This is a genomic window from Pseudoalteromonas sp. AWM4_233 (assembly GCF_056158285.1).
Genome location: NZ_JBSWSZ010000099.1, coordinates 3,215 through 4,158 on the forward strand (window position 1 = coordinate 3,215; position 944 = coordinate 4,158).

At 44.5% G+C, this 944-nt stretch carries 1 pseudogene; it reads left to right on the forward strand.

The features are described from left to right. Positions 1–61: 61 nt before the first annotated feature. Positions 62–904, forward strand: a pseudogene (gene mraY, locus ACXAC4_RS21135) (phospho-N-acetylmuramoyl-pentapeptide-transferase); the annotation flags it as partial. Positions 905–944 lie beyond the last annotated feature (40 nt).

The following is a 944-nucleotide window of genomic DNA, read 5'->3' on the forward strand; positions in this document are numbered from 1 at the left end:
CAATAACGTTACGTATTGCTAAGGTTAACGACGGTTAGATTCACCTCTTACACAGCACCTCCTAACGCTGCGTGCGATTTTAGGTATTTTAACGGCATTATTGTTATCGCTTTATTTCGGTCCGATTTTGATCCGCGCTCTTCAGCGCATGCAAATTGGCCAAACGGTACGTGATGATGGTCCTGAATCACATTTATCTAAATCTGGTACGCCGACCATGGGTGGGGTGTTGATCTTAGGTGCCATTTTTACCAGCACTTTAATGTGGGGCGACTTAAGCAATAAATACGTGTGGGTGACGCTATTTGTTTTAGGTAGCTTGGGCGTCGTTGGTTTTGTTGACGACTATCGCAAAGTGATCCGCAAAGATTCAAAAGGCCTAATCGCTCGTTGGAAATATTTCTGGCAGTCAGTGATTGCCATGACTGTGGCGAGCTTCTTATATTTCACTTCACTGGACCCAAATGAAACTGTATTAGTCGTCCCTTTCTTAAAAGAAGTGATGCCGCAACTTGGTATTTTCTATTTGGTTATGAGTTATTTTGTGATTGTTGGTACATCTAATGCTGTAAACCTCACCGATGGTCTCGATGGCTTGGCGATAGTTCCGACTATTTTAGTGGCATCAGCCCTTGCGATTATTGCCTATTTAACTGGTAACGCAAATTTTTCGGAGTACTTACATTTACCGCATTTACCACTGGCCAGTGAGCTGGTCGTAGTGTGTACCGCCATTGTTGGTGCGGGCCTAGGGTTCTTATGGTTTAACACCTATCCTGCACAAGTCTTTATGGGTGATGTAGGTTCATTAGCGCTGGGTGGTGCGTTGGGTATTATCGCGATTTTAGTACGTCAAGAGCTTGTGCTGTTGATTATGGGTGGTGTGTTTGTGATGGAGGCGCTGAGGTGCTGTGTAAGAGGTGAATCTAACCGTCGTTAACCTT